The organism is Mycolicibacterium boenickei (genome assembly GCF_010731295.1).
GTDB classification, from domain to species: Bacteria; Actinomycetota; Actinomycetes; order Mycobacteriales; family Mycobacteriaceae; genus Mycobacterium; species Mycobacterium boenickei.
In genome coordinates, this window is the sequence record NZ_AP022579.1 from 6,298,463 (window position 1) to 6,324,183 (window position 25,721).

The following is a 25,721-nucleotide window of genomic DNA, read 5'->3' on the forward strand; positions in this document are numbered from 1 at the left end:
CTGGTCAAGCGCGACGGACCGGGCTCAACAACCAGCGCGCGACAGCGTCGAGCAGGAATCCCAGCAGGCCGATCACGACGATGACCGCGACCACCTGGTCGTAGGCCAACTGGTCGCGAGCGTTCAGGATCTGATAGCCCAGACCCGAACGCACCCCGAGCATCTCGGCCGGCACAAGAACGATCCACGCGACACCGAGCGCCAGCCGGATCCCGGTCTGCACGTGGGTGCGAATCGCCGGCAGGACCACGGCGACCAGCAGCTCCCAGCGCGTCGCGTGAAATGAACGCGCCACGTTGAGCAGCCCCGGGTCCACGGCGCGCACCCCGGCCGCGGTGTTCAGCAGCACCGGCCAGACCGCGGCCACGGCGATGAGGAAGATCACCGGCTGATTGCCGATGCCGAACACCGCCAGCGCAATCGGTGTCCACGAAAGTGGCGAGATCATCCGCAGGAAGGCGATGATCGGCCCGCCCGCGCGTTCGGCGATGCCCGAAGACCCCATCAACAAACCCAGCGGCATCCCGATCACGGCCGCGACCGCCAGGCCGATCAACAACCGCCACAGGCTGACGCCGAGATCGCTGAGCAGCACACCGCGGTCGAGGAGCCCGGCCAGCGCCGGGAAGACGCGCTGCGGCGCGGTCTGACGCAACACCGATTCGGGTCCGCTGAGCACGGAGGTCGCGAACCACCACAGCACGACGGCGACCAGGATCGCGGTGACCGGTGGGGCGAGGCGCCCCCACCAGCTCGAAACATGTTCGGACGTCCGGGATTTTTGGGCGCTGACGACGGTCATAGCGGTTGCACCTGTTCGGTTCGGGTGAGGTCGGCGGTCAATCCGAAGGCGCCGGGGCCGCCGTGATCCATGAGGGATCGTCGGACGAACCGGTCCTCCACGAGATCGGTGTGCACCACATCGGGGTCGAGCCGGTCCAGGAACCGGCGGTCGCCGTCGACGATGGTGTCGTGCATCGCCTCGGCGAGGCGGCGGGTGAAGCTCGGATAAGGGAACGGCTGGAACCCGAGGCGCTGTGGCTGCCAATCTGGATGTGCCGGTGGATAGGGCGGTTTGGGGTAGGTCAGTGCCAGCGCGATCGCCGGTGTCGGCTGGGGTAGATACTTGCCGCCGGTCAGCGCGGCCGCCGCGGCCGCGCGGTCGGCGTCGATACGCTGCTGCGCTCCTACCACGGCATCGGCGACAGCCTGGACGGCCTGCGGACGGCTCGCGATGACATCGTCCCGGGTGACCAGAGCGCAGCAGGCGTGATCGCGCCAGACGTCGCCGAGGAAGGTGTGGATATGGCCGATCTTCTTGATCTGCGCGACGGCGTTGAACGGGTCGGCCACCACGTATCCGCCCAGCGTGCCGTTGGCCAGGGCGGGCACCATGTCCGATGGGCTCATCACGATGAGTTCCACGGTCCGGTCGGCACGGGAAGCACTGCGCCGCAATACCGGTCGCAGGCCATGGGCCCGGAGTAGTTGCTGTAACACGATGTTGTGGATCGACCACCAGAACGGGATGGCCACCTGAGTGCCGGCCAGATCGCTCAGCTCCCGGATGTGCGGCGCCACCGTCAGCGCTGATCCGTTGGTGTGGTTCCAGCCCAGCACGCGGACCCCGGCGCCCAGGGTGTAGCGCAACTGGACTGCCATCGGCATCAGCAGGTGTACGACGTCGACCTGCCGCGTGATGAATGCCTCGGCCAGCGCGGCCCAGCTGCGAAACAACACCGGCCGCGCCGAACTCACCGCCCCGGCGGGGTACAGCCCGGCACTGTGAGCTATCAACAGCGGTGCGGCATCGGTGATGGGCAGATAGCCCACCCGCAACGCACCCTCGGCGCCCGGTGCACTGCTCACCGCGCTGTGCGCCAGCCCGCCGAGGCCGAAGAGTCCACCGGCAGCGGTCAATCCGGCCGCGCCGGCCAGCAGGGAGCGCCTGGTCAGTACCGTCACGGCACCTCCACCGCGGCATCGACGCGGTACTGGGCGAGAATCTCACCACGCGTGGGGGTTCCATCACTGCCGACCGTCCAGTCAGCGCTGATCCGGCCGGCGTCGAGCAGCACGATGCGCTGCGCCAGCGACAACGCCTCGTCGACATCGTGGGTGACGAGCACCACGGTGACGTCCAGTGCCCGTGCCAGCTCCCGGAGCCAGCCGACCAGATCGGTACGGGTGGCCGGATCCAGCGCGCTGAACGGTTCGTCGAGGAGCAGCAGCTGCGGGCGGGTGGCGACGGCACGCAGGATCGCCACCCGTTGGGCCTGGCCACCCGACAACTCGTCGGGGTACCGGGCGGCCAGGTGGTCCAATCCGAACCTGGTGATGAGCTTCGCGGCATCGTCGGCGTCGAACCCGCTCCGTTGCGCGGTGAACCGGCGCGCGAAGGCCACGTTGTCCGCGACGGTCAGCCACGGCATCAGCAGTGGCTGTTGGAAAACCACCCCGGTACGGGGCCGACCACCGTCGCCTGACCAGGTCAATGTGCCGGAGCTCAGGTCGTCCAGCCCGGCGCAGATCCGCAGCAAGGTCGACTTGCCGCTGCCACTGGGACCCAGCACCGCGAGAAATTCGCCCGTGCGGATCTGCAGATCGATGCCGGTGAGAGCCGGTGTCGCACCGAAATGCTTGCCGCCGTCGGCTATTCGTAGCGCGTGAGTTCCCACCGCAGTTGTCCTTCCGAAGGTGATTGCACGGGTAGGAAGGCGGTTTCCCGGAACCGCCGGTTGGCGGCACTTCCCAGGGTGTAGCCGGCACCGCCGGTCAGCGAGAGCTCCAGGCGGGTGCCGTCGACAGCCACCCGCGCGGCATCCAGCCGCAGCCGGATCAGGTCGGGCACTTTCGCCGCAGCGGGGTCCGCGGCCCAGCGATACAGCCGCGAGCTGACGTCGTCGGCACGGGCAACCGCGTCTTCGAGTTCGCCGCCGAATCGGGCCAGCGGGCCGGTGTGCGCCTCGGTGGCCGCGGTCAGCGCCGCTCGTGTGACGCCGGCGCAGAACGCGGTCTGCAACAACAGGAACGCGGGCCGGATCCCGGCGATGAACCCATCGAGGTCGTTGGTGAGCACGTGATGTGCCGGCACCCGGACCCGCTCCAGGCGCAATGAGGTGGACGCGGTGGCCCCGAGCGCCGTGAGTGCGGGAGCGGGGTCGACGGTCACACCGTCGGCACTGGCATCCGCCGCGACGACCAGCGTCCGCTCCCCGACGCGGACCGGCATCACGATCAGGGCATCGGGAAACACGTTGGAGGCCCAGCGAATCGGTCCGCTGACGATCAGGTCTGCGCCGGCGGTGTCGCCGGTGATCGGTACCGGACCGAGACCGGCGACCTGCTTGAGCCCGGCGGCCATGGCAGTGACGCCAATCCGCTGTGCTGCGGCCAGGCTGCCGACCTGCTCGCCGAACCCGCCTCCGGGCGCCGCGCTGAGGTACCGGATGGTCATGTGGTGTGCCCACGCGGAGAAGCCGACGGCCAGGCTGTTGGCCGACACCTCGTCGATGACGCGAACCATGTCGGAGAGCTCGAGGTCGAGCAGCCCAGCGCGGCCGAGTTCGGCCAGGTCGGTACGGACATCGGTGCGCTGCTCATCGAGATCGGCGGCGCGGGCGGCGACGGTGTGCGCCACCCGGTCCAGTGCGGATTCCGCGAGCGCGGCGGTCACGGGAGCGGCCCGTCCAATCCGTGCAGGCGGTCGATCGGGGTGCTCACCGCGTCGCGGGCCCGGCGCACTGCAGCCTCGTCGGGCGCATCGTAGAAACACAGGCACTTGTCCATGTCCTCACGGACGTAGGTGCGCAGGAACTGGACCTCGGGCACATCGGCGTATTTGGGGGCGTTGGCCTTCTTGCGGGCCAGGTAGGACTCCATGTCCAGGTCGGCCGGCAGGTCCCACTCGACCAGGTAACCGGCTTGTGGCCGGGTTGCTTTGAGAACCGACAGGTCCGCGCCGACAAGCCGAACCTGATGCGGGCCCGAGATGGTCGCGGCCGCCAGCTGGGTGGCGTCGAGAGCGGTCGCATCCTGTCCGAATTCGGCGATCGCAAAGATTCGCCGGCTCTGCGCGGTGACCTGAGCTTCGATCAGTTCGCCACCGCCGCCTGCGATCTCGGCGTCGAGCGCCTTGAGCAGCTGTCCTGCCGCGGCGGCATCGGTGGAGTCGGGGGTGATTTCGTAGAGGTACAGAGTCACGTGGCAATCCTCGGCATCGCAGGGACGGAACGGCACCGACATTCGCATAGACAGACAGGTCTGTCTATGCCTCGGTGCGGGCTACGCTGACTGGCATGAGCACGCCCCAGACCGCTACCGCGCCCAAGCCTGCGCCGAGCGCAGACACCCTCCCGCCGGCTCAGCGACTGCTCAATACCGCAGCAGAACTGTTCGCCGGCCAGGGCATTCGCGCCGTCGGCATCGACCAGATCCTGCGCGTGGCGGGGGTCGCCAAGGCGAGCCTCTACAGCACCTACGGCTCCAAAGACGCGTTGGTGATCGCCTACCTCACCGATTTGGATCACGCTGATCGCAACCGCTGGGAGCAGGCGGTCGCCGGAGTCGATGATCCGGTGCGGCGCATCCTGACCTTTTTCGACCTCGCCTCACGCTCGGCGACCCGGCGCGACTACCGCGGCTGCCTGTACGCCAACGCCGCCACCGAATACCCCGGCGTAGAGCTCGAACCGGTACAGGCACACCGCGAATGGCTGCGGGCCACGCTGACCGCCCTACTGAAACAGGCCGGCGTCGACTCCCCCACGGCACTGGCCCGCAACATCCAATTGCTTTACGATGGCGCCCTGCTCGGTTCCAAGCTGGAGCGCTCCACCAAGCCGATCGCGGCCGCGCGCGCACTGACCGAGGAACTGATCACGCTGAGGCAACGCTGACGCGTTCGCAGTTCGCCCGCGGGCGCACTCCCACACCGGCCACGCGCCCTGCTCGACGAGCAAGAATTGCCCACGCAGATGCGGCCTGCCGGGAGTAGCCTCAGCTCACCGAGCGAACCCAGGGGGCGATCATGAGCCAGGCCGACGAAAACCATCTGCCGGCGGTCCCACCACAGCCGACACCACAACCACCGCCGATGTTGCAGCCCGAACTGAGCCCGCCGCCCGGCTACTTCGCCGCCGGCCCACACCCCTACCCATACCCGGGGACAGCCCCAGTCCAGGTCAACATGTACGCGCCTGCCATGCCGACGAAGAACCCCGGGTTGGCTGCGCTGCTGGCCGGACTGTTCGGCTGCCTGGGCATGCTCTACGCGACCGTCCCGGGCGCCTTCATCATGTTCGGCATCAATGTCCTGTTGTTCTTGATCGGGTTCTTCACCCTCGGCGTCACGTGGTTCCTCTGGTTCTTCACCTGGATCGGCGGCATGGTCTGGGCCTACTGGGCCGCAGATCAACACAACAAGAAGCTGCTGCCACCCTCGCCGTACACACATCAGTACCCGCCAACCGCGCCTTACTGACCACTCTGCGTTGCATCTCGACGATCGGCGGGGTCCGGCCTGCCGTCAACACCGCCGCTCCCAACCAACTGGTTGGGTTGCTACACTCCTGCGATGCGCACTGGCATCTTCCTGAGTTATGCCGGCGGCTTCAAAGAAGCCGCCGACCAAGTCGTCGAACTGGAGAAGGTGGGCATCGACATCGCCCTGGTCGCCGAGGCGTACTCCTACGACGCGATCAGCCAGCTCGGATACCTGGCCGCCAAGACCACCACCATGGAGCTCGGCACCGGCGTCGTCCCGATCTACACCCGCACGCCGGCCCTGATGGCGATGAGCGCGGCCGGCGTGGACTACGTGTCCGACGGCCGGTTCCGCCTCGGTATCGGCACCTCGGGCCCGCAGGTGATGGAGGGCTTCCACGGCGTGCCGTTCGACGCTCCCCTGGGCCGCACCCGCGAGGTGGTCGAGATCTGTCGCAAGGTGTGGCGCCGCGAGAACCTGGATTACGACGGCAAGTACTACCAGCTGCCGCTGCCCGCCGACCGGGGAACCGGGCTGGGCAAATCGCTGCACCTGATCAATCACCCTGTCCGTGAGCGCATTCCGATCACGATCGCTGCTCTGGGACCGAAGAACGTCGAGCTGACCGCGGAGATCGCCGAGGGCTGGCAACCGGTGTTCTACCTCCCGGAGAAGGCCGATGACGTATGGGGCGACGCCCTGCGGGCCGGGGCGGCCAAGCGCGATCCGGAGCTGGGACCGCTGGATGTCATGGTCAGCGCCAGCCTGGCCATCGGCGACGATGTCGACGACCGACTCGCCTGGGCGAAACCTCAACTGGCGCTCTACATCGGTGGCATGGGCGCCCGGGGCCAGAACTTCTACCACAAGCTGGCCAGCCGGTACGGCTACGGCGAGGTGGCCGATCACATCCAGGACCTGTTCCTCGCCGGCAAGAAGGCCGAAGCCATTGCCGCCGTGCCCGACGACCTGGTGCGCAACGTGTCGCTGGTCGGGCCCAAGGGATTCGTCAAGGAACGCCTGGCCGCCTACGCCGAGGCCGGGGTGACCACGATGCTGGTGCACCCGCTGGCCACCGACACCGCCGAGACCGTGAAGTTCTGCGAGGAGCTCGTCTCCCTCACCCGCTAGGCACCCGTCCCCGGGTCCTGCCCAGAATCCGCCCCATCACCCGCTGACGGTTCCTAAGCTGCAACGGTGCGTTTGACGTGGCCGTTAACCGGTCGCACCAGGGAGATGGCCGCCATCGAGGCGGCCCTCTCGGCAGCGGGTGTCTCCGGGGTCCTCATGTGCGGGGCCGCCGGCGTCGGAAAGAGCCGGATCGCGCGCGAGGCACTGGCGGCCGCCACCACAGGAGGCCACGACTGCCGCTGGGTGGTGGGTACGTCCTCGGCGCAGTCCGTCCCGCTCGGGGCGTTCAGCGCGTGGGCCGGCTCTGGCACCACCGACACGATCCGGTTGCTGCGCGAAGTGATCGAGGCGCTGACGGCGACATCATCGGGTGCACCGGTGGTGATCGGCGTGGACGACGTCCACCTGCTCGACGAACTGTCGACGTTCGTCGTGCACCAGGTGGTGCAGCGGGGTGCGGCGAAGGTCATTCTCACCGTCCGCGACGAGCCGAATTCCGCTGCGCTACTGGAGATATTGAAGCTCGGTCAGTTCGAGCGGATCGATCTTCAGCCGCTCAGCGCCGAGGAAACCTCGGCGCTGCTGGCTACCGTGCTCGGCGGGCCGGTGGCCCCTCATGCCGCCCGCGGCCTGTGGACCCTGACCCAGGGCAACGCGCTGTACCTGCAGAACATCGTCGAGCACGAGATCACCGAAGGCCGATTGGTTCGGCAGCACGGCGTATGGCAATGGACCGGTGACCCGGTCGTGCCGCCCGGGCTCGTGGAGCTGATCGAGTCCCGAATCGGTGACCTACCCACCTCTGTCGGCGACGTGGTCGACGCCCTGGCGGTCGGTGAGCCGATCGGACTGGCTGCGCTGCAACGCATCACCGCAGCAACGGCTGTCGAGGACGCGGACACCCGCGGGCTCATCACACTCGAACCGGTCGCCGGCGGCATGGAGGTCCGCGTCGCGCATCCGCTCTACGGAGAGGTTCGGCGCCGACGCGCGCCTGCCACCCGGCTGCGGCGTCTACGCGGCCTGGTAGCCACCGAACTCGCCTCGGCCGCTGACCGCGACGACCTCCGGATGGTGGTCCGCCGCGCCACCCTCAGCCTCGATTCCGACCTCCCACCGGATCCCGACCTCCTGGTCCGGGCCGCCCACGGCGCCGTCTGGCTCGCTGACCTCCCCCTGGCCGACCGGCTCGCCGAGGCAGCGGCCCACGCCGGCGCCGGGCCGGAGCCCAATTTCGTTCGCGCCCACGCACTGTCATGGCTGGGCCGCGGCGAGCAGGCTGAAGCCGTACTCGCGGGGATCGATCCCGAGCCGCTCACCGACACAGAACGCGCCCGGCTCGCATTCCTGCGGGCCAGCAACATGCTGTGGGCACTCGGCTCCCCGACCGAAGCCAAGCACCTGATCGCGGAGGCGTCCAGGGGCCTCTCACCGCAGGCCCGCATCATCTACACCGATGCCTTCCTCGCGGTCTACGCGTTTGCGACCGACGATCCGCACGGAGCCGCGGAGTACACCGAAACCCTTGACCTCGAACGCCTTCCCGCGATCGTCGGCGCGGAGATCGCCTGGGTGGTGTCTGCCGTCTCCGCCGATGCCGGGCATACAACGGCGGCCGTCGCCGCCGCAGAAACCGGGTATTCAGTCGCGGACCGATCTCTCGACGCACCGCAGATGAGGTTCAACATCGCCGACGCGCACATCAGTGCACTGCTGCTGTCCGGTGAGGTCCAGGAGGCGGTCGAGCTGGCCGACCACTTCCGGGCTCAGTCCGCTGACCTGCCGGGGACCGCCCAGTTACTCGGCGCGGCTGTGGCGGGCCGGGCCGCTCTCGGTGCGGGTGACCTACCCACCGCGTGCTCACTTCTCGCACAGGCGACTTCAGGCCTCTCCAGCGCGGGCTACCTCACCGGCTGGGCATACCGCTACCAGGTTGCCCAGGCGACCGCACTCGCCATGCGCGGCGCCACCGACGAAGCGACCGCGCACCTGGCAGCGCTTGACGACCGGTCACGCAAATTCCGATCGTTGAATTACGAACGGGCCATCGCCCGGGCGTGGGTGGCGGGCAGCCAGGGCGCCGTCAGCGAGGCGATAGCACTGACCGTGGCGGCGGCCGAACAAGCCCGCACCAAAGGGCAATTCGCAGCCGAGGTGCTCTGCCTGCAGACCGCGGCGCAGTTCGGCGAGCGTTCCGTCGGCGCCCGCTTGCGCGAACTCGCGTCGACCGTGGAGGGGCCGCGGGCCGGTCTGGCGGCTCGCTTCGCCGAATCCCTGCGCAAGGCTGATGCCGCCGGGTTGTCGGATGTTTCGCTGGATTTCGAAGACATCGGAGATCTCGTCACCGCCATCGACTGTGCCGCCCATGCCTCGCTGGTGTTTCGCGTTCAAGGTCTGCGGGGATCGGCGCTGAAGTGCTCGACGCGTGCCGCTGATCTCGCAGAACGCTGCGGCGTCAGCACCCCGACGCTGCGCGCAGCCGCCGAGACCCTGCCGCTGACCAATCGGGAGCGAGAGATCGTGTCGCTGATCGCCGAGGGATTGTCGAACCAGGCGATCGCATCGCGGTTGACGCTGTCGGTGCGCACCGTGGAAAGCCACGTCTACCGGGCGATGCTCAAGACCGAAACCACCAGCCGGGAAGACATCGCCAGCCTGCTCCGGCACAAGAAGCACTCATGACGGCGCTTACAGCGCAGCCCGGCTCATCGCCTCGGCCCAGTCGACATGTCCTTCGAAGCCAAGGCTTCCCGCCATCGTGCGGTAGCGGGCCGCCAGGTCCAGGAACGCGATCTCGTCACCGCGAGCCCGGGCGTGAAGTGCCCGCAGCCGCAGCAGGATGACGTCCATGATCACCGACTCCAGACGGGAACTCAGATCGGCGATCCGATCGATCAATCGCCGGGCGTCGTCCAAGTCATTCTCGGTGGCTGCGTCCAGCAACACCTCGACCAGCAGGCCTGATCCCCATGCCTCGTAGGCGAGCCGCTCTCTCTGGTGCAGCTCGGTCACGACGTCGCGCATCACGGGTATCGCCGCATCCCGATCACCCCGCCCGGCCCGCTCCCGCGCGATGAACAACTCAGCGATGGGAACCATGAACGGCGCGTGCTCACGCGTCAAATCGCGGGCCTGCGCCATGACCTCCAACCCACGGTGCCGATCGGCCGCGGAGTCCCGAAACAGCAGCGTGGCCCCCAATGCGAGTTGAGCCAGGCCCAGCGCGTGAAGGTTGCCTGCCGTTTGCGCGGCCTGCAGGGCCTCTTCGCCCGCTCGCACCGCACTGTCGTCGGCACGCAGTACCCCGAACGGTATCGCTTCGCCGTAAGTCCAGGCGACGACGAAGCCGACCGTGGTCGGGTCGCGATTTTCGGCCATCTCGAGGGCATCCGCGAGGTCCCGGCGCCACCCGGGACGGCCCAGCCACCATCGTGCGGCACCGCGGCAGGCCAGTGCGTGCGCCAACGGGGAGCCCACGCCGTAGCCGGCTCCCTTGGTGGGATCACCGGCCGCGAGGTCGATGACGGTCTGCGACCACTGCAGGATCTGGTCGAACCGCCCGACGTCTCCCCAGTTGACGAAAGCAATGACGGCCAATGCCATGGTCAGGTTGGGGTCGCCGATCGACTCCAGAAGTTCCATCTGCTCGGTGACCAGCTGCGCGCCTTCCCGCGAACGGCCGGAGTACGCGAGCTCGGTGGCCCGCCCCGTCATGCCGATGGCCAGCGACACCTTGTCCCCGGCCGCCTCGCACAACTCACACAGCTCGTCGAATCGGCCACGGGTCTCGTGGGCGGTACGAGCTTGAAAATCACTGGCACACAGTATGGTTCGTGGAGCAATCCGCATCGACAGCTGGTCCGGATCATCGTCGGGCAGGCGGTCTGCGACGCGGAAGGCCCGTTCCCAGCTGACCCTGGCAGCGTCGATGTCGCGATTGGCCGCCCATCCGGCGGCACGCATGTGCCACCCGTAGGCGGGACGCAACTCACCCGCGGCCTGCAGGTGTTCGGCGATCAGCGCGGCATTCTGGTCCGCGGCGGCCGGGTCACGCGATTCGATGGCCGCGGCCACCCGACGGTGCAACTCAGCGCGATCCGATTTCAGCTGCGATTCGTAGGCCACCGCGTGGATCAACGGATGGCGGAAGGCGTACTCGGCGTTGGGGCTCGGCCGTACCTGATCGATCAGTTCCGCTGCGACCAGGTCGTCGACGGCCGCACGGAGGCTCAGCGCAGTCATCAGTTCGGCATCGAAACGGGCCCCGATCACCGAGGCCGCGTAGACGCTTCGCTTGCCGGCGAGGCTCAGCCGGTCGATACGCGCCTCGATGGCCGCCTGCACGGTGACCGGCACGCTCACCTCGGCGACGTCCACCCGGCACGCGTACCCACCCGGCTCGCCGGTCAGCACCCTGCTTTGCACCAACTCCCGCACCATCTCCTCGGCGAAGAACGGATTGCCCGCGGCTCGGCCTGCGATGATCGTCGTCAACTCTCCGACCGACGGATCCGCACCGACGAGCTCACCGATCAGCGTCGTCGTCTCCGAATCATCCAGCGGGGCAAGCTTTATGGAGTGGGCGCCAGCTGCACCCGCCAGCGTTCCCCGGTATTCGGGGCGCGTCGTGGTGAGCATCATCGACGGGGTTTGCGGGATCACGGCAAGCAGGTCGCTCAGCATCAACTCGCTGACCGGGTCGATCCAGTGCGCATCCTCGATGATGTAGAGCGCGGGCTCGGCGCGGGCCCGGGCGGCCGCATTGAGCATGTCGGTCAATCGTCGCCGCCGGGTTTCCGCATCGATCTGGGGCAGAGCCACGTCAGGGTCCGCGAAGCCGAGAAGGTCGGCGAGCAGCAGCAGATCCTCCGCGTCGGCGTCTGGAATCCGTTGCCGCAGTTGGGTACGGGCCGGCTCACCGTGGAGGTCGGCCACGCCGGTGGCCTCACGCAGCAGCCGGGCCACGGCATGGAAGGGAACATCACGCGCATGGGATTCACAGAAGGTCCAGAACACCTGTACGCCACGGGAGGCCGCGAGATTGGAGGCCTCCCGCGCGAACCGGCTCTTGCCGATGCCTGGCGGCCCCACCACTGTCAGCGCACAGCCGTCGCCATCGACCGCGCGGTCCAGCGCGGTGTTCAGCACCGCGATCTCCCGATGGCGGCCGACCAGGCTCGCTTCTCGACGCGATCGTGCGGCGCGGCCAGGGCCCACCCCGAGCAACCGGCGTGCCGGCACCGGTGCGGCACCACCTTTGATGTGCACCAGTTCGGGCGGACCCAAGACCGCGGCATGTTCGACCAGGTGTGCCGTCGACTCCGACAACATGACGCCGCCCGGCGACGCCACCGATTCCATCCGCTTCGCGAACCCGACGGATTCACCGGTGGTGGTGTAGCCCAGCGGGGCCGACGCGATGTCGCCGGCGATCACGCGACCCGAGTTCAGGCCCACCCGCAGGCGGAGCGTCACTCCGTCACGCCGCGAAACCTCGTCGGCCAGTCGGGTCGCCTCGCCCTGGACGGCCAGCGCCGCCAGACACGCGCGAAGCGCATGATCCTCGAGCGCCGACGGCGCCCCGAACACCGCCATCAGCCCGTCACCGGTGAACTCCACGGTCCCGCCGCCATAGCGGCGCACCACCGCCGTCGACCGCTCCACCAAGTCCGTCACGATCTGACGCCAACGCTCCGGGTCCAACGCTGCCGCGAGCTCCATCGACCGCACCACGTCGGCGAACAACACCGTGACCTGCTTGTACTCCGCGGTGCTACGGACGGGGGCGCCGCACTCGTCGCAGAACTTGGCGTTCTCCCGCAATCCAGTCCGGCAAGCCCCGCACGTCGCGTCCGCTGTCATCCCACAACCACCGATCAAGGGACCCCTGCACCCTCAATTGCCCAAGGATAAGGCGCCCGTCAGCGGCGAACAGCGATATTGACACCTCCGTCGGCCGCCGTGAGTAATACCGCTACGCGGTCGCCCGGAATGCAGTACCGCACTACTCACGCCGCGCGGCTCCGGGCAGGTGACCATCGAATCGCCCCACCGTGACCAAGGGAGACGCCATGGCGCCGGTACTGCAGCTCGAAAACGTCACCAAGACCTACCGCACCGGCGACGAGCAGGTGCGGGTGCTCGACGGCATCGACTTCTCACTGCACGCCGGAGAGTTCGTCGTGGTGACCGGGCCGTCAGGGTCCGGTAAATCGACCCTCCTGCACCTTGCCGGCGGGCTGGACGAACCTGACAACGGCACGGTGACGGTAGCCGGGCGGGACGTGTGGGCGATGAGCACCGGGGCCCGCGCCGCATTCCGCCGCCGCAACCTCGGATTCGTCTTCCAGTTCTTCAACCTGGTGCCGACGCTGAGCGCGATCGAGAACGTGTCGTTGCCGCTCGTTCTCGACGGTGTACCGGCCCGCTCGGCCGATGCTCGTGCGTTGCAGCTACTGCACCGGGTCGGCCTGGGCGACCGGGCCCGGCACCGCCCCGCCGAAATGTCCGGCGGGCAGATGCAGCGGGTGGCTGTGGCCCGCGCACTGGTCGCCGAACCGTCCATCATCCTGGCCGACGAGCCGACGGGAAATCTCGACAGCCATTCCTCGATCGGCGTCCTCGATCTCCTGCGCGCCATGTCAGAAGAAGACGGCACCGCAGTGGTCCTGGTGACTCACGACCGGACCGCGGCCGGATACGGAACCCGCGAGGTGCACCTCGTCGACGGGCGCGTGAGTTCAGCCGAGGCCCAACCCGTCGAAGTACTCTGATGCGCCGGCTGCGGGCCGCGTGGTCGTCCTTCCGGCGCATTCACCTGAACGCGTTGATCACCGACTGGCGCCGCACGCTGCTGAGCGTGGTCGGCGTCGCGGTCGGGGTGACGGTGGTGCTGGGAACGCTCATCCTCAAGGCCGAACTGAACCGCCCCTTCGACGCATTCGGCCCGGCGCTCACCCACGCCGCCGACCGCGGAGTGGTCGAAGTCGTCCCCAACGTCGGCGGCCGGTTACCCGTCGGGGCGGTCGATGACCTGACGGCCAAGGTCACCGGGGCCAAGGCCGTCATCCCGATCGTGGCGGGCCTGACACCGGTCGAGGCCCCCGGATTCAGTCACGGGTTCTTTCTGCTGGGCGGGTCATGCCAGGTCGAGATGCTCGTCGGGTCGTTCAAATGTGAGCAGCGGGCGCGGGAGGGAAAGGCCACCGACGGCCCTGGCGTTCCGATGCTGATTCCGGCCGTGATCGCGCAGCGGCACGGCCTCGCGCCCGGTGCTGAGTTGCGCATCCCCGGCCTGCCATCCGGTTCGGCACACGTGGGTTGGACGTTCCCCGAGTTCGACCGGGTAGCAGGGATCAACGACGGCTACGTGATGTTCGCACCGTCAGCCGATGTCGCCGCCGGCCTGCTCGGCATACCCGGATATGCCACGACGGCGTTCGTCGTACCCGAAGACGGCGCCGACATCACCGCGGAGGTCAATCGCGTCGTCACCGATGTCGCAACGGCAGGACCGCCTCGGCCGCACCTACCCGCGCTGCTCGAAAACGGCACCCAGAGCTTCAATCTCACCGTGCTGGCCGGGGTGTTGATCGGTTGCCTGATCGCGGTGAACACCATCCTGTTGTCCATCGAGGACCGCCGGGCGGTGATGGGGACCATCGGCGCCATCGGCGCCAAACCCGCCGGGCTTTTCGGCGGGATGCTCGGAGAAGGTGTCGTGCTGGGCCTCCTGGGTGGCTTGCTCGGAGTACCAGGAGGTTTCGCCCTCGGCAGCTATCTGGTGAACACGTTCGGCCGGGCCATGTTGGCCGGTTCGGGCGGCACCATCACCACACATTTCACGCCGAGCCTGATCCTGATCGGTGCAGTCGCGGGGATGGTCGCCGGTGTCCTGGCGATGGCCGGTCCGGCACTGCGGCTGGTCCGCGAGGGACCGCTGGCATCGATGGCGAGCGCTGGCGGTGTGCAGCGCGTAAGGACGATTCCGATGTGGCCGCTGCCGGCCGGAATCGTCATCGCCGCAGGCGCTCTGGTGTTGTTGAAGGTCTTCGAACGCGGCTCGTTGCCACTCAATGTCGGTATCAACGGGATGACCGCCGGGCTGTACGGAGTCATCCTGGTGACGATCTGGTTCGCCCCGCGCGGTGCCGAGAAATTGATCGACGTGCTGACGGTCGCGCGTCCCGACCTCGGGCGGCTGCTGCGGGCCGATGTCCGGCGCTACGCGGTGTTGTTCGCATTGTCGGCCGCGATACTCGTCGACGGCACCGGCCTGGCCATCGGCTCGCAGAGTATGCAACTGCTCGGCAGCGCGCAGGTTGCCGCGGAAAAGGCCGACCGGCTGCCCTCGGCCCTGCTGATCACTGCCCAATCGGTGCTCGATCAACGGGACGGCCACATCGCCGTGCCGACATACGACTTGATCACCAAAGCCGCTGACGGGCACGCGGTGTCGTCGCGCTGGCGCTCGACGATTTCCTCGGGGACGTTGTCGCAGCTCGTCATCGGAGTCGAACCCGGCGACTGGTACAGCCAGGCGCTGTATCCACCCGTCCGCGACGACGACGGGTTGTGGAAGGGACTGCAGGAGGGGCAGGTCGGCCTGAGCCAGATTGCCGCGAGCCGGCTCGGCGCCACGCCCGGAGACACAGTCACCCTGCCAACTGTTCACGGCCCCAAACAGTTTCAGGTGGCCGGCATCTTCCGTTCCCGGATGGTCGATGACACCGCGGTCGGCGACATCGTCCTGACATCGGACGGCTTGGCCCGTTCGGACTGGGCGGCCGTGCGGGATCAGGTTGCGGTGCAATATCTCTCATCAGAGGACGCGACCGCGCACCGCGAGGACTACCTCAAACTCGATGCCGGCCTCTCGGTGTACGACAACCAACAATGGCGCTCAGCGGCAAGTTCCGGCATCACCCGCTTCTTGAAGCCGTTCACGATCGCGGGGTACGTGGTGATGGCCGCCGCGGGGTTGAGCGTGCTGAACGTGTTCATACTCGGGTTGCTGCAGCGCAAACGGGAACGGGCCGTGCTGCGGGCGATCGGCGTGACCCGCCGTCAGGAACAGGCCGTCATCATCGCCCAGGCCGGACTCCTCGGGCTGCTGGTCGCCATCTGCGGCACGCTCGGGGGCATCGGCATGACCTACCTGTGGTCATTGGGATCGCCGGTGTACTACGGCATCAAGGTCGAGTGGGCGGCGCCGGGTCTGCCGCTGCTCACGGCCGTCGCGGCGCTGATGGTGTCGGTGTTGGCCGCCGCGGTGTATCCGGTGCTCTACACGCGGAAGCTGGAGACCATCGATGTCCTGAGGACCGGTTAGCCGGACGCCTTGGCAGCGGGACGCTTGCCCAGCGCGGCGTTCAGCAGCAGCGATTCGAACAACCGGTTCACGCCGTCCATCTCCTCCGGTTCGGTGACCGCCGCCGCGTGCGCGAAACCGTCGACAATCGCGCCGATCACCCGCGCCACCTGAACCGGGTCGTACTCGGCGGCGATCAGCCCGGCCCGCTGACCCTCGACCACCGAACGCGCGAGCGCGTCCGTCATCCGAGCTCCTTGACGCGCATAACCCGCGATCAGCTCCTGGTGCCTGCGGGCGTCGATCGGTGCCGTCGCGACGAAACCGGCGAGTTCGGGAAACTCGCGGTTGATGCGGATCGATTCGGTCAGCGCCGCCCGCAGCAACTCGTGCATCGAGTGGGGCCCGGCCATCGCCGGCGCGGCACTGGCCAGGATCTTGCCGTAGACGTCGTCGCAAACTGCTTCGAACAGCTTGTTTTTGGTACCGAAGTGGTAATACACCGACCCCGCCGTGACGCCGGCCATCTCGGCGATCTGGTTGTTGGTGGCCGGTCCGTAGCCGAATTGGGCGAAGCACCGGCAGGCGGCATCGATGACCCGTTGCCGGGTGTCACCACTGTCGATACCCGCGGGCCGTCCGGGCCCGGTCTTGACGGTCTTGGTCGCGCTCATCGGACCATCTTGACCCAGAAATCGAGCCCTCGGGTGACCACGGTGGTTGTCAGGGCCGACCGTCCGCCACCGGCAATACCCCGTCCACCGCGGCGGCCACCACCGAATCCCGCATCGCGGAGCAGCCAAGGAACAGCCCGCGGTCGCTGAGGCCGGCGAGCGCCTCAACGTCGCGACGCTGCCGGCACAGCCCGGTCGCCGCGGCATCCCACTGCACGCTGGTCTGCTGCCAACTGCTCTTCCGCGCCAGGACGACAGCGCCGCAGCTGCGGCACGACACCGGCATCATCGGCATTTCGTCGAGCCGAGGATCGAGACGGACAGTCATGGCACCGGCTGGGTGGTGAGGCCTGCGGCGATGTTGTCCTCGATCTCCTGGGTCCAGGCGTGCTGCGCGCTCGTGGTGTCGATCTCGTATTCGAACCGGTCGACCATGTCGGCGGCCACATCGGCGGCATCGACATAGAACTGTTCGTACCATCGACGCAGCTGGTATACCGGTCCGTCTTCCTCGCACAGCAGCGGGTTGTCGATGCGAGCCTTGGTTTTCCAGATCGTCACGTCCTGTTCGAAGCCGATCTTGACCCAGTCGCCGAGCGCGATGGCGCTCTGCAACGCCAGCTCGTCGGACACCCCCTCAGGTTTCTTGACGATGATGCCGTATTGCAGGACAAAAGAATTCGCGTCGATCGGATAGTGACAGTTGATCAGCACGCTGTGATGGTCGCCGTCGGGATAGTGGTACGTCAGATCATCGATCATGAAGGCCGGCCCGTAGTAGGACGCCACCGATGTGGTGCCGAGCATGGTCGACCCGCCGACATCCCGGCGGTCGGCGCGGGTGTTGGCGTTCATGTACTGCGTTGCGATGTGGCCCTCGAAGATGTTCTTGAAGTGCGTGGGCAGTGATCCGTGCACGTAGAAGAAGTGCGCCATGTCCACCACGTTGTCGACCAACTCACGACAGTTGGCGTTGACGACCGTTGTGTACCAATGCCAATCGGTCCATTGATCGCTGGTGGCGCCTTCGATGCGCGGAATCGTCACGTCGGCCGGCGGCGGATTGCCCTCGGGGTCGTTCCAGACGAACAGCATCCCGTCCTGCTCGAGGGTCGTCCAGGTGGCGGTGCGGGCCAGTCGAGGAGTGCGCTTGGCGTACGGCACGTTCTTGCAGCGACCGTCGCCACCCCACCGCCAGTCATGGAACGGGCAGGCGATCTCGTCGCCTTTGACCTGGCCCTGGGACAGGTCACCGCCCATGTGCCGGCAGTATCCGTCGAGCACGTTGATCCTGCCGTCACCGCCGCGGAAGACCACGAGCTTCTGGCCGAACACGTTGATTCCGTGAGGTTTCCCGTCCCCGAAATCGCGGGTCAAACCCAGGCAGTGCCAGCCACGGGCGAAGCGTGCCGGCGGCGCTTCGGCTTCGATCTGGCGGACCTCACACCCGGATTCCATCGTCATCGAAAGACCCCTCCGAAAATTCTCGCGGCAACTGTGCTTCACGTCACAACAAGGTCTAACACCGAGGCACCCGATCTGGCGCCGAAAGTCCCACTGGCAGGGATCAGGATCCGCGGCTCGGTACGGCTAGCTGCCGACCTGCGGTAGCTCGTCGGCAGCGATCGCACACGGTGTCTCGCCCGCCGGTGCTGCCTCGTCGACCGGCGGGACCAGAACGCCGGGCGCTGCGACGGGCTGCGGTTCAGCGGCAGGTGCGACAGTGGTTTCGGCGGGCGCGGGCCCTGGCGCGTCGGCAGACACCTCCTCGACCTCCGGGGCTTCCGTGTCCTCGTCCTCCTCGGCGTCCTCCTCGGCCGCAACATCTTCCGCTGCCGCGTCGTCGTCCGGTTCGAGTTCTTCTTCGTCGAGATTGTCGAGGTCTTCGGCGTCGTCGGCGTCGTCGGCGTCGTCCAGCTCGTCGGAGGTTTCCGGTGCATCGAGTTCGGGCAGCGCGGTGTCGGCGCTCGACCCCAGCGATCCGTCCGCTGCTCCGATCAGCCCACCGAACAGGTCGGCGAGTTGTCGGCCCAGGCCCGAGGCCCCGGATCCCAGGCCTGACAACCCGCCACCTGACAAGTCGGTCCCGGGCAATCCGCCGTTGCCCAGTGCCGAACCCCATCCGGCCGCCGGATCTGCTGCGGCCGGACTGGTGGCCGGCGCCATGGGCGATTCCGGCAGTGCGGCCGAACCGATCGTCGGTGGCGTGGCGGTCGGTGCCGTAGCGGGCATCTGAGCGAACGGCGGCGCCGGGTCCATCGAACCGGCCTGCGATGCCCACGGCGCCGGCCCGGAACCCGGCGACGGCGCGAACCCCGCCGGGACGGTCCGGGCACCGGCCCCGGGCGGATCCGCCGGCACCGCCGCGCCGATCCGCGGCGTCCATGACGGTCCGAGATCACCGGGGATCTCGAACGCCGGTGCCGGCCCATCGGAGAGGGCGGTGATCGCCGCGGCGTAAGCGTCGGACACCGCCGCAGTCGCCGAACGCATCGCGGGCACCCAGTCGGAACCGATGTCGTTGGCGACGAACGGTTTCACCTGCGCGTCGATCAGTTCACTGGCCAGGTCGCGATCGCCGAGCCCGGTCCGCACAGTCCGCGCCGCGGCCAGCCAGTCCTGGCGCTGGCCCGCACATCGCGCCTCGATGCGTTCCGTCACGGCGACCTTGGTGTCGACCGCCCGCCACAGCTGATCACGCAGCGCCGCCAGGACGTCGGCGGCTCCTCGCACGGCGGCAACGGCCTGTTGGGCAGCGCCGGCATGGCGATACAGAAACTCGCGCGCGGCCTGCGCACCGCGCCCCTGCCAGGCCTGGTCGAGTGCGGTCAGCTGCTCGTCCTGCAGACGCAGTGCCTGCTCGGCCGCCTCGGCAGCCGTCGTCAACGCGGTGCAGTCGGCATCGAGCATCCGGAGATCCAGGCCGTCTTCCGTGGCGTACCAGTCGTGCAGCTGACCGGCGTGCACCGTGAGGTCGGGATGCTGGTAGCCCAAAAGCGCACAGGCCCAGGCGAACTCGGCAAAGGTATCGACCGCTGGTTGTCCCTGATCCAAACGCCCTGCGACATCACCGGTTTGGGCCATGCCTCAGCCCACCCGGGCCGCCGCGCCGGCGTCCGCGGCCAGGTAGCGATCGGTGGTGCCCCTCAGGACCGCGGCCACCTCCCCCGCCGCCCGCGCCCACCGGCGAAGAGACACGATCCGTTCATCGAGCGCAGTGCGCAGCGAATCACCAGACGCGATGTGTTCGCGGCCGGCCGTCGCGCCGTCGAAGCGCAGCCACACCTGGGCGGCGGACTCGATCATTTCGGCAGCGGCACCGTACTGACGCGCCACCTGAAGCAGCGCCTCGGCGTCGACACGTGCGGCAGTTACATCTCCCATGCCCGGTTTAGACGCAGCCAGCCCTTATCGGGTTCCCTCGGGTTTGAATGTTCCTCGCGCGAGCGCTCGTCAGACCGACTGGCCGCTGACCGACTCGGCCACCCGCACCGCGAGCTGCTGGGCCGTGTTCTCGTCGGCGGCCTCGACCATCACCCGAACTACCTGCTCAGTACCCGAGGGCCGCAACAGGATTCGTCCGGTGTCGCCGAGTTCGGCCTCGGCCTGGGCGACCGCGGACTGCACCGACGCAGACTTGGCCACCGCGGCCTTGTCGTCGACGTGAACGTTGATCAGAACCTGCGGCAGCGTCTGCATCGGCTCGGCGAGGGCAGCCAAGGTAGCGCGCGTATGGGCCATCCGCGACATCAGCCGCAGACCGGTGACAATGCCGTCGCCGGTGGTGCCGAAGGCGGGCAACACGATGTGGCCGGACTGCTCACCGCCGAGCGAGAACTCGCCCGCCCGCAGTTCCTCCAGGACGTAACGGTCCCCCACACCGGTGGTGCGGACCTCGATACCGGCGGCCCGCATGGCCAGGTGCAATCCCAGGTTGCTCATCACCGTGGCCACCAGGGTGTCCGAGGCCAATTCGCCGGCCTCCTGCATGGCCAGCGCCAGCACGACCATGATCGCGTCGCCGTCGATCACCTGGCCCGCCGCGTCCACCGCCAGGCACCGGTCGGCATCGCCGTCGTGGGCCAGACCCAGATCGGCGCCGTGCTCGACGACGGCCGCCTGCAGCACCTCCATATGGGTGGATCCGCAGCCGTCGTTGATGTTGAGCCCGTTGGGCTCGGCGTTGATCGCGATCACGTTGGCCCCAGCGGCCCGATAGGCCCGCGGAGCGGCCGTCGAAGCCGCGCCGTGCGCGCAGTCGACGACGACGGTCAGCCCCTCCAGTCGGGTGGTGACGGCCTTGGAGGCATGGCGCAGATAGCGGTCCAGCGCATCCTCGGCGTCGAGCACCCGGCCGATGCCTGCCCCTGTCGGGCGCAGCCCGGGGCCGCCGTTGACGAGTTCCTCGATGCGGTCCTCGGCGGTGTCATCGAGCTTGTGCCCGCCGGGGCCGAAGATCTTGATGCCGTTGTCGGGCATCGGGTTGTGCGAGGCGGAGATCATCACACCGAAATGGGCGTCATACGCACTGGTCAGGTACGCCACCGCCGGGGTCGGCAGCACACCGACCCGCAGGACGTCGACACCCTCGCTGGTGATGCCGGCGATCACGGCGGCTTCCAGCATCTCGCCGCTGGCCCGTGGATCGCGGCCCACCACGGCGACCCGCCGGCCATGCCCCGCGGAGTTGCCGAGACGCCGTGCCGCCGCCGAACCGAGTGCAACTGCCAGTTCAGCAGTCAGATCGCGATTGGCGACTCCGCGCACCCCATCGGTGCCGAACAGTCGACCCATGCCCTTAAACTTCTCATAATTGGCTGCTCGAAACACAACCGACGAGGTCAGCGACCATCCCGGGGCCAGATCGATACCCGTTCGTGATCACCGCATCCCCGCCCGCGGGCTGACTCGCGGGCGGGGATCGGCGAAAAATCCCTAGCTGCCGTCAGTGCCGGACGACGAGTGGGTGCCTCCCGGCGCCACGGTCGTCGGTGCCATCGGCGCCGTCGTCGGAGCGAGGCTGTGCGGCGCAGTCCCCTGCGGGGCGCTACCGGGCCGCTCCGTGGTGCCGTTCTGGCTGAACGAGATGGTCCCGAGGTTGTTGGTGCAGACAACATGGTCGGAACCGTTCGCGTCGACCCCCTGAACGGCGGTGGTCAGCGATGCGGTGTCGGTGTTCTCGCACACCCCTGCCGCGATCTGGGCGGCCGCGGCGTCGTCCACGTTCTCCAGAACCGAGATGTTGCCGAGGGTGAGATTCACCTTGCCGTCGCCGGCCGTGTCCGGTGCCGCATGAGCCATACCCAGGCCGACGGTAAACAGCAGCGAACCGCCGAGCATCGCGCCCGCAGCCGCCGTCTTCACGAAGTTCCCCACAATTGCTCCTTCCGATGGGAGAGCGGCATCCGGTCCCCCGACGTCTGCGCGACGTGTACCGGTGGCAGGAAGGTCCTGCGGGCATAAACCCTGCTGACACAAAGCGGCCCCCAGCTCTCCACCAGGTGGGCTTCCACGCGATGCAGATCCTCAAACCCGAATCTCGAAAAAGATTTGTTCAGGCGGCGCCGATTTCTACCTCACGGGCGTGAAAAGCCGCCATGAGCAGCCCATACGTAGAAGTCGACGAGAGCAGGCCAACCCAAAACAAACCCGCCGGGTGTGTACAGGACACACCCGGCGGGTTCGTTCGGCCGTAAGGCGACAGATCAGCGCTTGCTGTACTGAGGTGCCTTGCGGGCCTTCTTGAGGCCGTACTTCTTGCGCTCGATGGCACGCGGGTCACGCGTCAGGAAGCCGGCGCGCTTGAGCGCGGGCCGGTCTTCCGGCTGCACCAGGATCAGTGCACGGGCGATGGCCAGGCGCAGGGCACCGGCCTGGCCCGACGGGCCGCCACCATCGAGGTGGGCGAAGATGTCGAACTGCTCGAGGCGGTCGACGGTCACCAGCGGGGCCTTGATCAGCTGCTGGTGGACCTTGTTCGGGAAGTAGTTCTCCAGGGTGCGGCCGTCCAGGTTGAACTGGCCGGTGCCGGGCACCAGGCGAACCCGCACCACGGCCTCCTTGCGGCGGCCGACGGTCTGGATCGGGCGGTCGATGATGACCGGCTCGCGGTGCTCCTGCTCCACCTCGACAACGGTTTCGACGACCCCGGTGTTCTCGCTGCCGTTCTCAATCGTTTCGGTCACTGGGCCACCTGCTTGATCTCGTACGGAACCGGCTGCTGCGCGGCGTGCGGATGATCCGGGCCGGCGTAGACCTTGAGCTTCTTCTGGATCTGCCGACCGAGCTTGGTGTGGGGCAGCATGCCGATGATCGCGTTCTCGACGACGCGGGTCGGGTGCTTCTCCAGCAGCTCGCCGATGGTGCGCTTGCGCAGACCGCCCGGGTAACCCGAGTGGCTGTAAGCGAACTTGTTGGTCAGCTTGTTACCGCTGACGGAAATCTTGTCGGCGTTGATGACGATGACGAAGTCGCCACCGTCGACATTCGGCGTGAATGTCGGCTTGTGCTTGCCGCGCAGCAGATTGGCAGCTGCAGCGGCGAGCCGGCCGAGCACCACGTCTTGGGCGTCGATGACGTACCACTGACGCGTGGTGTCACCCGCCTTCGGCGTGTACGTAGGCACAGCGCTTACCTCTTCTATCTCGGGTTGAGTCCCGGTTGATCCGGGTGCCGGTCAGGTATGTGCGGTTGATATCCCGGCGACCGACGTTGACCCGGGACCCGCTCACCCAAAAGGGCAGCACACACCAACGGAGCAGCTTACCGGTGGGCGTCCTCGCAGGTCAAAACGCGCCTTCTGGGGTCGAGCGTTGGCTTGTGTGCGAGTTCTTCGAGAAATCTCGCACACAAGCCAACGCTGGGCACAACGGGAACCGGCAACCCGGCCGTCGACGTCCTATTCGCATGCCATTTCTGGGCACTGAGGCATTGGCCGCCGGCAGGCTCAACCGCTACCAACTGCGCACGCGGTATGAGGCTGTGTTCCGCAATGTCTACGTGCCGAGGGGCACCGAGCTGACAGCGGCGGACAAGGCCGTCGCGGCCTGGCTGTGGTCGGGCAGGCAAGCCACGGTCATGGGGCTGTCCGCGGCCGCTCTGCACGGCACCTTGTGGATCGATGCCAGGCACCCGGCCGAGCTCAACCAACCGAGCCGCTCACGGCCATCGGGCATCCTCGTCCACAGCGACACGCTCGCCGATGACGAAACCTGCCTGGTCCGGGGTGTCCGCGCGACCACGCCTCAACGCACCGCATTTGATCTGGGCCGCCGCCGCGGACTCACTGCGGCGGTGATCCATGTCGACGCACTCATCCAGGCCACTCGCCTGAAGATCCCCGATGTGACACCGCTCGCCGATCGTCACCGTGGCGCTCGAGGGGTGGTGCAACTGCGGCAAGTGCTCGACCTGGCCGACGAAGGCGCCGAATCACCGCAGGAGACGCGGCTCCGCCTCCTCTATACCGAGGCTGGGATGCGTCCGTCGCACACCCAGATCGAGGTGTTCGACCACGGCCGACAGGTTGGGCGGATCGACATGGGCTGGCCGGAGTGGAAGGTGGGCGTGCAGTACGACGGTATTCAGCACTGGACCGATCCGAGGCAACGCACTCGAGACATCGATCAGAACGTCGAGTACCAGGACCTCGGCTGGCGCATCGTCCGCGTCGGCGCCGACCTGCTCAGGTATCGCCAGGGCACGATCATCGGCCGCACTCGCGCCGCCTTGCGCTCCGCAGGCGGTCCATACTGACGAAAGTTGGCTTGTGTACCAGATTTTCGAGAAATCTCGCACACAAGCCAACACTCGGCTCTCAGGACACCGCGTCCTGCTGGTCAGGGACCACACTTCCATCCGCACGGTGCAGCGGGGCTTCCTTGCCGCTGGGCTCGATGTAGCCCTCCGTCGCGCATTCGTACGGGTCGCCCTGCTTCTTCTTGGGGTCGATGAACATCGGATTCACCAGCCAACGACCGTCGGCGTTGTCGTAGGCCGAGCACATCAACTCGGTCTTGTTGCGGTTGAGCACCAGGCGCAGGGCGGTGGCATCGGTGAGGAACGTGACGTCGGTGTCGGAGTCCCCGGCGCCGAAGGCCGCACGCTTCGGCTCGGCCTGCTGTTCGAACGCGGCAGGACCCTTGACGCCGAAGACGTCTTCGTTCACCCGGCACCGCTTGCCCTCGATGTACGGAATGGCCGTCTCACCGCCACACGGCACCAGCTTCGAGGTGAGCACGCCACCGTCGAGCTCGGTCCGCACACCCATCACCTTGTCCGGGGTGAATCCGAGTTCGGCACCCCATACCCGCACCACCGGCTCCGGCGAAGCGGAGATCACCCGCACGTCGAAACCGTTGGCGCGCAACGTTTCCACCAGATCACGCATCTGCGAGTAGTAGCGCACCCAACCGGTTTCCTCGCCGCTGCCCACCTTCTGCTCGGTGCCCTCCGGCGCCTCCAGGTTCTCCTTGCGGGCGGCCTCGGCGAAACCGGTCAGCTCGGATTCCGTCCAGCCGGCCAGCATCTGCGCGTTCCAGGCATAGGCCGGTTCGACCCGGCGGGCGTTGAACCCGGCGAACGCCGGCTCGTCGGCGCGCGTCTTCGCCTCGGTGTAGACCGACAGCAGTTCGTCGGCGCACCCGAGGTCGGTGTCGGTCGGCATCGGCTGGCCCGGTTTGGCCGCGGCGCACGCCTTGGACAGCGCCCCGACGGCCTGCGGCGTGAGGTACGGGCTGGTGGTCGACCAGTCCCCGCCTGCCGGGGCCCGCAACTTGCCGTTGCGCACCATCCAGAAGAACGTCGCGTCGCCGATATCGTTCTTGACCAGGGTGTTGTCCCAGTCGAACAGCGCCACCGGCGCGCCGTCGGCCACCGAGCCGTCGGCCCCGCAGGTTCCCAACTCCGCGAGCATCGTGTCGATCCGGTCGCGGTTGTCGCCGTACCAACCGGGGTTCTCGGCCAGCGTGCGACAGTCGGCGGCCGGTGCCGCCGCGCCCTTCTCGGAGCTGCCCGACGACTGCGCCGACTCGGTGCCGGACCCACACCCGGCGACGGTCAGCACCGCGGTCACCGCGGCGACGAGAAGGGACAGCGGTGCGCGTGAGGTCATCAAGGGTTC

At 67.8% G+C, this 25,721-nt stretch carries 23 protein-coding genes; 7 read left to right on the forward strand and 16 right to left on the reverse strand.

Going from position 1 to position 25,721, the window contains the following annotated elements:
• Positions 1 to 4: 4 nt before the first annotated feature.
• The 5 genes from G6N57_RS30155 to G6N57_RS30175 are packed head-to-tail and all read right to left on the reverse strand — an operon-like array spanning position 5 to position 4,203.
• Complete coding sequence (locus G6N57_RS30155; RefSeq protein WP_077742093.1) at positions 5 to 802, reverse strand: ABC transporter permease; 798 nt, start codon at positions 800 to 802, stop codon at positions 5 to 7.
• Positions 799 to 1,965, reverse strand: a complete 1,167-nt coding sequence (locus G6N57_RS30160; RefSeq protein ID WP_077742094.1) for an ABC transporter substrate-binding protein — start codon at positions 1,963 to 1,965, stop codon at positions 799 to 801. Before G6N57_RS30160 ends, G6N57_RS30155 begins: the two co-directional genes overlap by 4 nt.
• Positions 1,962 to 2,678, reverse strand: coding sequence for an ABC transporter ATP-binding protein (locus G6N57_RS30165; RefSeq protein ID WP_077742095.1), 717 nt, complete (start codon positions 2,676 to 2,678; stop codon positions 1,962 to 1,964). The genes G6N57_RS30160 and G6N57_RS30165 overlap by 4 nt, the downstream gene beginning before the upstream one ends.
• Positions 2,654 to 3,676: an acyl-CoA dehydrogenase family protein gene (locus tag G6N57_RS30170; RefSeq protein ID WP_077742096.1), complete on the reverse strand. Its 1,023-nt coding sequence runs from the start codon at positions 3,674 to 3,676 to the stop codon at positions 2,654 to 2,656. Before G6N57_RS30170 ends, G6N57_RS30165 begins: the two co-directional genes overlap by 25 nt.
• Entirely contained in the window at positions 3,673 to 4,203 is a 531-nt protein-coding gene (locus G6N57_RS30175; RefSeq protein ID WP_077742614.1) for a DUF4242 domain-containing protein, read from the reverse strand. The genes G6N57_RS30170 and G6N57_RS30175 overlap by 4 nt, the downstream gene beginning before the upstream one ends.
• A 95-nt stretch (positions 4,204 to 4,298) precedes the next feature.
• Between G6N57_RS30175 and G6N57_RS30180 the strand changes: the two genes are divergently transcribed.
• From G6N57_RS30180 to G6N57_RS30195, 4 genes are all read left to right on the forward strand, one after another.
• Positions 4,299 to 4,898, forward strand: a complete 600-nt coding sequence (locus G6N57_RS30180; protein ID WP_077742097.1) for a TetR/AcrR family transcriptional regulator — start codon at positions 4,299 to 4,301, stop codon at positions 4,896 to 4,898.
• A 131-nt stretch (positions 4,899 to 5,029) separates the two neighbouring features.
• The gene (locus tag G6N57_RS31855) at positions 5,030 to 5,482 is read left to right on the forward strand and encodes a hypothetical protein (protein ID WP_197908773.1); all 453 of its coding nucleotides are present in this window, start codon (positions 5,030 to 5,032) and stop codon (positions 5,480 to 5,482) included.
• 93 nt (positions 5,483 to 5,575) lie between these two features.
• The gene (locus tag G6N57_RS30190; RefSeq protein WP_077742098.1) at positions 5,576 to 6,616 is read left to right on the forward strand and encodes an LLM class F420-dependent oxidoreductase; all 1,041 of its coding nucleotides are present in this window, start codon (positions 5,576 to 5,578) and stop codon (positions 6,614 to 6,616) included.
• Between the two features lie 105 nt (positions 6,617 to 6,721).
• Positions 6,722 to 9,298 (forward strand): LuxR C-terminal-related transcriptional regulator, encoded by a 2,577-nt coding sequence (locus G6N57_RS30195; RefSeq protein WP_174814602.1) that lies wholly within the window; start codon positions 6,722 to 6,724, stop codon positions 9,296 to 9,298.
• A 6-nt stretch (positions 9,299 to 9,304) separates the two neighbouring features.
• Here the strand turns inward: G6N57_RS30195 and G6N57_RS30200 are convergent, their stop codons facing one another.
• The gene (locus tag G6N57_RS30200) at positions 9,305 to 12,478 is read right to left on the reverse strand and encodes an ATP-binding protein (protein WP_077742100.1); all 3,174 of its coding nucleotides are present in this window, start codon (positions 12,476 to 12,478) and stop codon (positions 9,305 to 9,307) included.
• Between the two features lie 209 nt (positions 12,479 to 12,687).
• On the opposite strand from G6N57_RS30200, the gene G6N57_RS30205 reads away from it, so the two are divergent.
• Together G6N57_RS30205 and G6N57_RS30210 are read left to right on the forward strand one after the other, a co-directional pair.
• Positions 12,688 to 13,389 carry an ABC transporter ATP-binding protein gene (locus tag G6N57_RS30205; RefSeq protein WP_077742101.1) on the forward strand — a complete coding sequence of 234 codons (702 nt, stop codon included), beginning with the start codon at positions 12,688 to 12,690 and terminating at the stop codon, positions 13,387 to 13,389.
• Entirely contained in the window at positions 13,389 to 15,947 is a 2,559-nt protein-coding gene (locus G6N57_RS30210; RefSeq protein WP_077742102.1) for an ABC transporter permease, read from the forward strand. The genes G6N57_RS30205 and G6N57_RS30210 overlap by 1 nt, the downstream gene beginning before the upstream one ends.
• Here G6N57_RS30210 and G6N57_RS30215 read toward each other — a convergent pair.
• The 9 genes from G6N57_RS30215 to rplM all read right to left on the reverse strand — a co-directional run bounded on the left by G6N57_RS30215 (position 15,944) and on the right by rplM (position 23,225).
• Positions 15,944 to 16,600, reverse strand: coding sequence for a TetR/AcrR family transcriptional regulator (locus G6N57_RS30215; RefSeq protein ID WP_077742103.1), 657 nt, complete (start codon positions 16,598 to 16,600; stop codon positions 15,944 to 15,946). The two genes, G6N57_RS30210 and G6N57_RS30215, sit on opposite strands and share 4 nt — an antisense overlap.
• 49 nt (positions 16,601 to 16,649) lie before the next feature.
• Complete coding sequence (locus G6N57_RS30220; protein WP_077742104.1) at positions 16,650 to 16,928, reverse strand: ferredoxin; 279 nt, start codon at positions 16,926 to 16,928, stop codon at positions 16,650 to 16,652.
• Positions 16,925 to 18,064 carry a 3-ketosteroid-9-alpha-monooxygenase, oxygenase component gene (locus tag G6N57_RS30225; RefSeq protein ID WP_077742105.1) on the reverse strand — a complete coding sequence of 380 codons (1,140 nt, stop codon included), beginning with the start codon at positions 18,062 to 18,064 and terminating at the stop codon, positions 16,925 to 16,927. Before G6N57_RS30225 ends, G6N57_RS30220 begins: the two co-directional genes overlap by 4 nt.
• Before the next feature lie 126 nt (positions 18,065 to 18,190).
• Positions 18,191 to 19,684 carry a hypothetical protein gene (locus tag G6N57_RS30230; RefSeq protein ID WP_097925758.1) on the reverse strand — a complete coding sequence of 498 codons (1,494 nt, stop codon included), beginning with the start codon at positions 19,682 to 19,684 and terminating at the stop codon, positions 18,191 to 18,193.
• Positions 19,685 to 19,687: 3 nt separating this feature from the next.
• Positions 19,688 to 19,984 carry a type VII secretion target gene (locus tag G6N57_RS30235; protein ID WP_077742106.1) on the reverse strand — a complete coding sequence of 99 codons (297 nt, stop codon included), beginning with the start codon at positions 19,982 to 19,984 and terminating at the stop codon, positions 19,688 to 19,690.
• Between the two features lie 69 nt (positions 19,985 to 20,053).
• Positions 20,054 to 21,394 (reverse strand): phosphoglucosamine mutase, encoded by a 1,341-nt coding sequence (gene glmM, locus G6N57_RS30240; protein WP_077742107.1) that lies wholly within the window; start codon positions 21,392 to 21,394, stop codon positions 20,054 to 20,056.
• Between the two features lie 141 nt (positions 21,395 to 21,535).
• Positions 21,536 to 21,976, reverse strand: coding sequence for a hypothetical protein (locus tag G6N57_RS30245; RefSeq protein WP_077742108.1), 441 nt, complete (start codon positions 21,974 to 21,976; stop codon positions 21,536 to 21,538).
• 329 nt (positions 21,977 to 22,305) lie between these two features.
• Positions 22,306 to 22,785 carry a 30S ribosomal protein S9 gene (rpsI, locus tag G6N57_RS30250; RefSeq protein WP_065508699.1) on the reverse strand — a complete coding sequence of 160 codons (480 nt, stop codon included), beginning with the start codon at positions 22,783 to 22,785 and terminating at the stop codon, positions 22,306 to 22,308.
• Positions 22,782 to 23,225, reverse strand: a complete 444-nt coding sequence (gene rplM, locus G6N57_RS30255; RefSeq protein WP_019347553.1) for a 50S ribosomal protein L13 — start codon at positions 23,223 to 23,225, stop codon at positions 22,782 to 22,784. Before rplM ends, rpsI begins: the two co-directional genes overlap by 4 nt.
• A gap of 281 nt (positions 23,226 to 23,506) precedes the next feature.
• Between rplM and G6N57_RS30260 the strand changes: the two genes are divergently transcribed.
• Positions 23,507 to 24,355, forward strand: coding sequence for a putative endonuclease domain-containing protein (locus G6N57_RS30260; protein WP_077742109.1), 849 nt, complete (start codon positions 23,507 to 23,509; stop codon positions 24,353 to 24,355).
• Positions 24,356 to 24,416: 61 nt separating this feature from the next.
• Here G6N57_RS30260 and G6N57_RS30265 read toward each other — a convergent pair whose 3' ends face one another.
• Positions 24,417 to 25,712: an HAD family hydrolase gene (locus G6N57_RS30265; RefSeq protein WP_077742110.1), complete on the reverse strand. Its 1,296-nt coding sequence runs from the start codon at positions 25,710 to 25,712 to the stop codon at positions 24,417 to 24,419.
• Positions 25,713 to 25,721: the final 9 nt, after the last annotated feature.

Bases quoted from the DNA above. Each gene is read 5' to 3' on its own strand.
- G6N57_RS30155 (WP_077742093.1), bottom strand. From the start codon at position 802: ATGACCGTCGTCAGCGCCCAAAAATCCCGGACGTCCGAACATGTTTCG.
- G6N57_RS30180 (WP_077742097.1), top strand. From the start codon at position 4,299: ATGAGCACGCCCCAGACCGCTACCGCGCCCAAGCCTGCGCCGAGCGCA.
- G6N57_RS31855 (WP_197908773.1), top strand. From the start codon at position 5,030: ATGAGCCAGGCCGACGAAAACCATCTGCCGGCGGTCCCACCACAGCCG.
- G6N57_RS30190 (WP_077742098.1), top strand. From the start codon at position 5,576: ATGCGCACTGGCATCTTCCTGAGTTATGCCGGCGGCTTCAAAGAAGCC.
- G6N57_RS30195 (WP_174814602.1), top strand. From the start codon at position 6,722: ATGGCCGCCATCGAGGCGGCCCTCTCGGCAGCGGGTGTCTCCGGGGTC.
- G6N57_RS30200 (WP_077742100.1), bottom strand. From the start codon at position 12,478: ATGACAGCGGACGCGACGTGCGGGGCTTGCCGGACTGGATTGCGGGAG.
- G6N57_RS30205 (WP_077742101.1), top strand. From the start codon at position 12,688: ATGGCGCCGGTACTGCAGCTCGAAAACGTCACCAAGACCTACCGCACC.
- G6N57_RS30210 (WP_077742102.1), top strand. From the start codon at position 13,389: ATGCGCCGGCTGCGGGCCGCGTGGTCGTCCTTCCGGCGCATTCACCTG.
- G6N57_RS30215 (WP_077742103.1), bottom strand. From the start codon at position 16,600: ATGAGCGCGACCAAGACCGTCAAGACCGGGCCCGGACGGCCCGCGGGT.
- G6N57_RS30220 (WP_077742104.1), bottom strand. From the start codon at position 16,928: ATGACTGTCCGTCTCGATCCTCGGCTCGACGAAATGCCGATGATGCCG.
- G6N57_RS30225 (WP_077742105.1), bottom strand. From the start codon at position 18,064: ATGACGATGGAATCCGGGTGTGAGGTCCGCCAGATCGAAGCCGAAGCG.
- G6N57_RS30230 (WP_097925758.1), bottom strand. From the start codon at position 19,684: ATGGCCCAAACCGGTGATGTCGCAGGGCGTTTGGATCAGGGACAACCA.
- G6N57_RS30235 (WP_077742106.1), bottom strand. From the start codon at position 19,984: ATGGGAGATGTAACTGCCGCACGTGTCGACGCCGAGGCGCTGCTTCAG.
- glmM (WP_077742107.1), bottom strand. From the start codon at position 21,394: ATGGGTCGACTGTTCGGCACCGATGGGGTGCGCGGAGTCGCCAATCGC.
- G6N57_RS30260 (WP_077742109.1), top strand. From the start codon at position 23,507: ATGCCATTTCTGGGCACTGAGGCATTGGCCGCCGGCAGGCTCAACCGC.
- G6N57_RS30265 (WP_077742110.1), bottom strand. From the start codon at position 25,712: ATGACCTCACGCGCACCGCTGTCCCTTCTCGTCGCCGCGGTGACCGCG.